The sequence below is a fragment of the ANME-2 cluster archaeon genome, assembly GCA_014237145.1.
In the GTDB taxonomy this organism is placed as follows: Archaea; Halobacteriota; Methanosarcinia; order Methanosarcinales; family Methanocomedenaceae; genus Methanocomedens_A.
This window is the reverse complement of the sequence record JAAXOC010000068.1, coordinates 1-7740: the sequence shown is the minus strand read 5'-3', so window position 1 is coordinate 7740 and position 7740 is coordinate 1. Positions and strand designations below refer to the sequence as shown.

At 40.1% G+C, this 7740-nt stretch carries 14 protein-coding genes; 12 read left to right on the top strand and 2 right to left on the bottom strand.

Translation table 11 applies throughout. From position 1 onward, the window contains the following. The first annotated feature begins 151 nt into the window (after positions 1-151). Together HF974_09045 and HF974_09040 are read left to right on the top strand one after the other, a co-directional pair. Positions 152-865 (top strand): hypothetical protein, encoded by a 714-nt coding sequence (locus HF974_09045; GenBank protein ID MBC2698458.1) that lies wholly within the window; start codon positions 152-154, stop codon positions 863-865. Then, positions 862-1785 (top strand): phosphoserine phosphatase, encoded by a 924-nt coding sequence (locus HF974_09040; protein MBC2698457.1) that lies wholly within the window; start codon positions 862-864, stop codon positions 1783-1785. Before HF974_09045 ends, HF974_09040 begins: the two co-directional genes overlap by 4 nt. Before the next feature lie 57 nt (positions 1786-1842). On the opposite strand, the gene trxA is transcribed toward HF974_09040, so the two are convergent. Both trxA and HF974_09030 read right to left on the bottom strand, forming a co-directional pair. After that, entirely contained in the window at positions 1843-2241 is a 399-nt protein-coding gene (gene trxA, locus HF974_09035) for a thioredoxin (GenBank protein MBC2698456.1), read from the bottom strand. A gap of 28 nt (positions 2242-2269) precedes the next feature. Continuing rightward, positions 2270-2452 carry a 4Fe-4S binding protein gene (locus HF974_09030; GenBank protein MBC2698455.1) on the bottom strand — a complete coding sequence of 61 codons (183 nt, stop codon included), beginning with the start codon at positions 2450-2452 and terminating at the stop codon, positions 2270-2272. A 472-nt stretch (positions 2453-2924) separates the two neighbouring features. Between HF974_09030 and HF974_09025 the strand changes: the two genes are divergently transcribed. From HF974_09025 to cas2 (HF974_08980), 10 genes are all read left to right on the top strand, one after another. Further along, positions 2925-3758, top strand: a complete 834-nt coding sequence (locus tag HF974_09025) for a CRISPR system precrRNA processing endoribonuclease RAMP protein Cas6 (GenBank protein ID MBC2698454.1) — start codon at positions 2925-2927, stop codon at positions 3756-3758. A gap of 607 nt (positions 3759-4365) precedes the next feature. Beyond that, entirely contained in the window at positions 4366-4653 is a 288-nt protein-coding gene (locus tag HF974_09020) for a hypothetical protein (GenBank protein MBC2698453.1), read from the top strand. Between the two features lie 30 nt (positions 4654-4683). Next, the gene (locus HF974_09015) at positions 4684-4833 is read left to right on the top strand and encodes a hypothetical protein (GenBank protein MBC2698452.1); all 150 of its coding nucleotides are present in this window, start codon (positions 4684-4686) and stop codon (positions 4831-4833) included. Between the two features lie 73 nt (positions 4834-4906). Continuing rightward, positions 4907-5179 carry a hypothetical protein gene (locus HF974_09010; GenBank protein MBC2698451.1) on the top strand — a complete coding sequence of 91 codons (273 nt, stop codon included), beginning with the start codon at positions 4907-4909 and terminating at the stop codon, positions 5177-5179. A 28-nt stretch (positions 5180-5207) separates the two neighbouring features. Beyond that, complete coding sequence (locus HF974_09005; protein ID MBC2698450.1) at positions 5208-5546, top strand: hypothetical protein; 339 nt, start codon at positions 5208-5210, stop codon at positions 5544-5546. Between the two features lie 34 nt (positions 5547-5580). Then, entirely contained in the window at positions 5581-5835 is a 255-nt protein-coding gene (cas2, locus tag HF974_09000; protein MBC2698449.1) for a CRISPR-associated endonuclease Cas2, read from the top strand. A gap of 556 nt (positions 5836-6391) precedes the next feature. Beyond that, a complete protein-coding gene (locus tag HF974_08995) occupies positions 6392-6652 on the top strand; it encodes a hypothetical protein (protein ID MBC2698448.1) in 261 nt (86 codons plus the stop codon). Between the two features lie 74 nt (positions 6653-6726). Then, positions 6727-7056, top strand: a complete 330-nt coding sequence (locus tag HF974_08990) for a PIN domain-containing protein (GenBank protein ID MBC2698447.1) — start codon at positions 6727-6729, stop codon at positions 7054-7056. Between the two features lie 193 nt (positions 7057-7249). Then, a complete protein-coding gene (locus HF974_08985; GenBank protein ID MBC2698446.1) occupies positions 7250-7510 on the top strand; it encodes a hypothetical protein in 261 nt (86 codons plus the stop codon). Positions 7511-7566: 56 nt separating this feature from the next. Beyond that, positions 7567-7740 (top strand): CRISPR-associated endonuclease Cas2 (cas2, locus tag HF974_08980; protein ID MBC2698445.1); only part of this gene is annotated, 174 nt, incomplete at its 3' end.

Below are 7740 nucleotides of genomic sequence, written 5' to 3'. Positions count from 1 at the left end.
GGGCTATAGAACCGGAATGTGTAATCATCATTGGCGGTATACCCCATGCCCAGATGTTTTGTGTGTGAACTCAATAGGTATAGTTTTTTTTTGGAAAAAGATATATTCAAGTATTACGATAAGTGGCTTTAAGCTATATGGGGAAACCACTTTGCCAGATACAGAAACCGAAGTAACCAATACGCCTGTGACATTGCTGGATGATAATGAATTGTTGTCTATTGTTATTGAAAAACATAACCGGTTCATGGGTGAATACAGCAGTGAATTGAAAGACATGCAAGAAAAGATGAATTCCGGCCGCTCTGAATACAATCGGGTAAGTAAAGAACTGGAAGCCCTTGAAACGCGCCTTGTTGTATTAAAGGAAAAACGCCACCAGTTATATTATCAGGCTGGTAAACTGCGTTTGAGACTTCTTGAGACAATCAGCGATAAGGAGAAGACACAGTACCTGGAAAATGAGATCGGGAATATCGAGAACAAGCTTCAAAATGCAAATCTTTCTTCAAGTGAGGAGTGCGGTCATATCGATGACATAAGGTTATTGCTTAAACAAATTATCGAGACTGTTCCTGACAATGATATGGTACAGCAGGCCACTGTATCCTCCATCCTTGATATTCTGGAGACAGCAAAAGCAGCCAGAAGTGAACTTGATGAAATGCTGAATGCTCCTGATGAGCACAGAAAGGAATCAATTGCACTGAAACAGGAAGTTGAAGACCAGGAGGCAAGGTTGGCCTGGCTTACGCGCAGGACCGCTCTTCACAAGGAAGCCCTGGGATACTGGGAAAATGTGGGGCATGAGGGGTCAACAATGATTGACGGACCTGGCATTTCTGAAGGAGAGGAGCAACAATGATCGATGTATCCGGCCTTTCTGAAGGAGAGATCAAAAACAAGGTAAATGTGCTCAGGCAGCATATTGACCATAAGGAACGTGAGATTAAAAACCATTACTATGAGATGAACCTTCACAATAAGGGTGCAAAAGACCTGAGGAAGAAACGGGACGAACTTCATGATCAGGCAAAAGTGCTCAGGGATTCTACGAGTGGGTACAGGCAGCGACGTGATGAGGTCAATAAGAAGATAGCAGAACTTAAACTACAAAGGGAAGAGGTTAGGGACCGCAGGAGTGGTTATACCAATAAGATAGGGGAATTGAAAGCTGCAAGGGACAGCCTGAACAATGTTGCCAGGGGGCGGCTTGAATCTCTTTCTAATGCCTATCGGTCTGAACTTGAAAAGTTTTCATCTGCTGACATATCACTGGAATATGAACAGTCACTGTTCAAGAGGCTTCATGAACTGGGTGAACGGGTACAAGCCATACGTAAAGCAAATAAGATACATGGTGAGATCGGTGAGATATTTGGCAAGGTAGGCGAGTTCCACCAGGACTTTGATTCCGTTAATGCGTTAATTCAGGACATGGCTGCCGAATCACAGGAAAACCATGAGGCAATGCGTAATATCTATGATGAGGTCGATGAGATCAGAAGCAGGGCAGATGAATATCATAAACGCCTTGTCGAGATATATGAAGTTACCAAGCCGATGAAAGAAAAGATCGATGCTGCAAAGAAATCAGTATCTGAAACCAGGGCAGAACTTGATATATACCTGGATAGGATGAAAGATATCCAGCTTTTAAGGGACGAGAGAAAACAGGAAGAAAAACATGTGGCAGCCAAAGACAAATTCAATAAATCAGGCAGGTTAAGCCTGGAAGACCTGAGACTGCTAATGGAAAATGATGAGATAAAATTCGGAAAATGATCAGTTATAGAATATTTAAGAAAAAAAGGAAAATTGTATTCCGAACACTTAAGCAGTTCAGTTAAGCAGTTCAGTTATTTTTACTTCTAATTGCTGCTTTGGGAGAGCTCCCAGTATACTACCGACGTGTTTCCCATTCTTGAATACGAGCATTGTAGGTACTGCACTGATCTGATATTTCATTCCAGTCTGCATGTTATTGTCAATGTCCAGTTTTCCAAAGACTATCTCGCCAGCTTTTTCCTTGGCCAGGGCTTCAATTGTCGGTGCAACCATCTTGCAGGGGCCACACCACACTGCCCAGCAATCAATAACTAATTTGGGATAGTCAATCAAGGCTTGTTCCATATCAGCATCGGTAAGTACTATGGGTACATCGGATAAAGGTGATTTGTTCATTCTATCTTGCAACTCCTTCAGTTTTTTCTTCCTTATTTCTTCCAGTTCATCGTCCATTTCAAAGTGCTCCTGGACTGCTCCTTGACTAAGCCAGGGATAATGCCTGATGGGGACATACACTGACGCACTGCCCGCAATCCTCACATGTTTTCGCATTGAACACGGGATACTCACCTTCCTTCACTGAGATTGCTCCAGTCGGACACAGCGAGACCATCTTACAGTAAGGACTTTTATCACAAGCATTTTTGTCAAGTATTACGCTCATTTTATCACAATGTATATTAAATGTTTTAGTTATATTTATAGTTTTGCGTGGTTTATACACAACTGTGCAATTACTTTCTTTCCATTTTCTGCACTGTGAAATCACATGCCCTGGCATTATATCGTATGACTTTGAAACCGCATGACAGTATTTTAGTTCCACACCTGCCAGACCAAAGCTTGTTAGGGGGAAGAAAGCCGGGATAAAGGATGAAGTGAAGCATGAGAGGGGGACGGCATTTGGCTGATTTTAGATTAATTTAGGTGATCCGGGACTAAAAAATGTCTGCTGAAATTTTCCGTACTTTTATATATTTTTAAAAATAAAGAGCTACTAAAAAGGAGGGGGGAGACAAGTTTAAATGAAACTATCAAAATAGCAGTTTACTATCAAACCGCAAAAAGAACTTATTCTACCACCTTACAAAGGCTCTACCCTCAGGGGCGGCTTTGGCACTGCCCTCAAGCAAACAGTGTGTATTGAAAAAAGGAAGGAATGTGTACAATGTGTACACCGGTATAAGTGCATCTATTCATATGTTTTTGAGACCCCAATTCCCAGGGAAGCGAAAGAAGGGAAGCGATCAAAAGACGAATACGTACCACATCCTTTTGTTATCGAGCCAACTTTAGATAAAAGGCAGTATTATGGAATTGAGGATGAACTGGATTTTCATATCATTCTTGTTGGTCGTGCAGTAGACTATATCCCATATATTATTTTTGCATTTGAAGAGCTGGGGCGAATAGGGATCGGGAAAGATAAAGGGAAATATTCACTTGAGAAAGTAATTAGCATTAATAACAATAGGGAGTTACTTATTTATGATGGTAATTCACATATCCAGGATGACTTTTATGTGATGGATTCTACTGAGTTGGTTAGACAGGCAGCACAACTCAATTACCAGCAAGTTACTTTTTACTTTCTTACACCAACAAGAATTAAAAACAAGGGAAAACTTACTATCGATATTGATTTTGTAATTATACTGAGAAATCTGTTAAGAAGGTTATCCCGGCTTGCAGAAGTTCATTGCGATGAAAAGTGGGAACTGGAATGGAATGAACTTATTGAAATGGCAAATGATAGGGTTAGTACTGTTAGTTCGGAACTTAAGTGGTATGACTGGAAACGATACTCTCAGAGGCAGGGAACAAAGATGAAAATGGGTGGTTTTCTTGGCGAAATAACATTTGAAGGTGAGCTTGCTGAGTTCATGCCATTTATAAAACTTGGTGAATTGCTTCATATGGGTAAGGGGACAGTTTATGGATTGGGAAAGTATGAAATTAAGGGGGAATGAAAATGGGGCCAGAATTTCTGTGACGCACATAAAATTTTGATATGTCTTGTTGTGGTGGTGTTTTTTTCGATTTTTTGAATTTGGCGATAGCCTCGGAAAGTGGGAAAATCCCGGGAGGCTATCGCCAGAATGCGGCGGCACTATTGGGGTGTTTTTGCAGGTGAAATGGGGGTATTTTTTAGTGAAATATTGGAGGTTATCGCCAAACATTTCAATTTCGAAAAGTCTATATATTAAAAAGGGTAATATTTGTTTGTTAAATCGGAAATAAAAGGTAAATATCTGCCTTTTAATTTTCGCTATCAGTAGGCTTGCAGTTCTTCCTTAGAAACGTGAGAAAAGCATAGACCCGTTTTAGGGGATTGAAACAATATTGATCTTTTCTTAAATAATCATCTGGATAAATTAGTGAGAAAAGCATAGACCCGTTTTAGGGGATTGAAACAAAACACTGATTTTTTTCTTAACAAAAGAGTGGCTCTTCGCTGATTTGTGTGAGTTGGCTTTTATGGGAGTAAGATTGCTATGTTAGATTCTAAAGAATTGAATTCGTTCATGTGAAGTGCCAGTCGGAAATTATATCTGACAATAAAACGAAAATTGGATAATGATTGTATCAGAAGTACCATACTACAAACAACAGGAATGGTATACCTGTGGTCCGGCATGCCTTAGAATGTTGCTAAAATACCTTGGCACTTCGGCATCAGAAGAAGATGTAGCAAAGGCATGCGGAACCACCGAACTTGGCACCACTCCGTTGCAACTGGTAAAAGGTTCAAAAGTTTTTGGATTCAATGCAGATGCATTAAAACATGAAGACATAGATGGTTTAAAATATATACTAGAAAATGGCAATCCAGTCATTGTATTGCTTGATGCAGGAATACTATAAGGAGGAATACAAGGTTTCGGTCATTTCATAGTGATCACGGGATTCGATAACAACAATATCACCTATCATGATCCCGATATTTTAGATGGTCAAAATGCAAAATGTAGTATTGATAGGTTTATGCAGGCATGGTCAGCTTTAAAATGCTGGGTGATCAAACTCCGGAAGGTGAAACAATGAAGTCCAGGGAAATGTATGAAACTGCTCAGGAATACCTTATTGAGGATTTCTATCGAAATCCTCTATAGAAAATATGGGAAACCAAGTATCTGCCGGCGATGTGTATTACGACAACAGCACAAAAACATGGAATGTGAAGATAATTTCCAAAACCCCACACGGCATATTGATAGTTGGAGAAATGCACCTCGACGATGAGAAAACGATTGTCTATGTAACACCCGGTGAGCAGGTGTTGAAAATACTCAGATCCAAACTTAAGGAAGAGCGCGTACTAATCGATGTGCCAGCCGATGCACTGGCGCGGATCAAAGAGACTGTACCGAATGTGACTGTGTACGGGTGATGGAGGGAGTTTACCCTACCCACATGAAATGGCGAAAAGGTGTCTGAGATATGGTAGACAGTCTCTTCCCCTGGACCTGGTAGAGGAGTTCCGCCATCCTGTGGTTGACGGACTTGTCCAGACCCTGGTAAACACGGGAATTATAAAAGAAGATGATTTCCACAAGGAAAACAATAGTGCCTTTTTTTTGAACAGGGAAGCATTCAAGCGTTTTCTCACAGCCTATGAAGAACGGATGGAAAAGCTTTTCCTGGATAGAGACGAAAATTTAAATACCAGTTACCGTAGGCTTTTCCAGAGGCAGGTCGTGAATATGGAGAGAGCAATTCTCAACAGGGAAGAATATCAACCATTTCTGGTGCGTTAAATGGTGTTTGTAGTAATCTCTTATGACATTTCCGATGATGGATTACGGAAAAAGGTGGCAAAATATACTATTAGATCATGGAGTGAGGGTCCAGTATAGTGTGTTCGAATGTCTGGTTGATGCAAAGACACTGGATAAACTTGTTGTTATGCTTTCACCTTTTACTGAAGGGAGCGATAGCATAAGGTTTTACCAGATCTGTGAGGCATGTTTGAAGAAGATGGTTCTGCTGGGGAGTGGCGAGGTAACTGAAGAGGTAACTGAAGAGGTTTTATTTCATCTGATTTAGGTGAAATTTTTGATGTTGTTGCTTGCTGGTGTTTTGCGAATTTGGCGATAGCCTCCTGAAGTGGGAAAATCCTGGGAGGCTATCGCCAGAATGCGGCGGCACTATTGGGGTGTTTTTGCAGTGGAAATTGAGGTATTTTTTTGTGAAATATTGGAGGTTATCGCCAACCATTTTAATTTCGAAAAGTCTATATATTAAAAGGGGTGATATTAGGTTGTTAAATCGAAAATAAAAGCTATTTTTATGGTTTTTATTTTTCGCTATCAGTAGGCTTGCAGTGAGAAAAGCATAGACCCGTTTTAGGGGATTGAAACACCACTCGCCATTTCTCTTTTTACGACCCATATGGCATTGTGAGAAAAGCATAGACCCATTTTAGGGGATTGAAACATTACCACGACCAATATGATTAAGAACGCTCCCCGGATGTGAAAGTCTGATATTTCATTATGTGGTTCACTTATGAGAAAATTGATTTATGTGCAAGGCCCAACCCCAAGAAAACTATTTAAATACTAAAATTCACATAATGATTGACACTTTTAAGGTGATTTTAATGCAATCAACAAAAAATGTTGCGATAAATAATGTTCATTTGAGAGAAATACAGGAATCACTCGCCAGAGATGAAATTAAAATCCCGGTTGAAGATTTACTTGATATAATTATTGATCTTTCAGCAAAAAATGAACAAAAAATATTAGAAACTATCAAAAATCGAAAAAGAAAATCAGATTTTTTGTTGAAAGAGTGGCTTTCTACCCCAGTTGAGATAGATAAAACAGATGCCGTACACGACCACGATTTGGTGATATGATAGTGTTTATAGACAGTGTGGTATGGATCGGGGCAAAACTCAAAAACGATTAGTGGCATGAGCAATCAAATGAAATAATCAGACAATTTGTAGAAAACTCTATAAAAATTGTTCACATCAATGATTTTGTTGTTTTAGAGACGGTGAATTTCCTGTTGCGAAAAGGTGGTTTTGATACTGCATTAGCAACACTGAAGTTATTTAGAGAACATGAACGAATAAAGATTATACATATGACTGATCAGTTACTGGAACAAACGTATGATATTTTCATGAAGTACAAGGGACTATCTATAACAGATGCCTCTATTGTTGCAACAATGAACCAATTTGGAATCACTAAACTCTATTCATTCGATGGTGGTTTCGATAAAGTACCTGGGATTGAAAGATTATATTATTAAGGCTCATATGTGTGCTGTTTAGTGCAGTCGGACTGCGTGCACCTCACACTTGCGTGCGTGAAAGAGCGCGTACTGATCTATGTGCTGGCCCATGCACTGATGGAGATCAAAAAGACTATACCGGATGTGACTGTGTACGGATGACAAGTGGAGTTTACCCTGGCAACATGAAATGGCGAGAGGCGTTTGAGATATGGCAGATATGTCTCTTCCCCTGAACCTGGTAGAGGAGTTCCGCCATCCTGTGGTTGATGGACTTGTCCAGACCCTGGTGAATACGGGAAGCATAAAAGAAGATGATTTCCACAAGGAAAATAATGGTGCCTTTTTCCTGAACAGGGATGCATTCAAGCGTTTTCTCACTGCCTATGAAGAGCGGATGAAAAGCTTTTCTTGGATCGAGATGAAAATTCTAATACCAGTTACCGCAAGCTCTTCCAGAGGCAGGTCTTGAATATGGAGCGGACAATCCTTAACAGGGAAGAATATCAACCATTTCTGGTGCGGTAAATGGTGTTTGTAGTAATTTCTTATGATATTTCCGATGATGGGATGCGGAAAAAGGTGGCAAATATATTATTGGATCATGGGGTGAGGGTCCAGTATAGTGTGTTCGAATGCCTGGTTGATGCAAAGACACTGGATAAACTTGTTGTTATGCTTTCACCTTTTACTGAAGGGAGC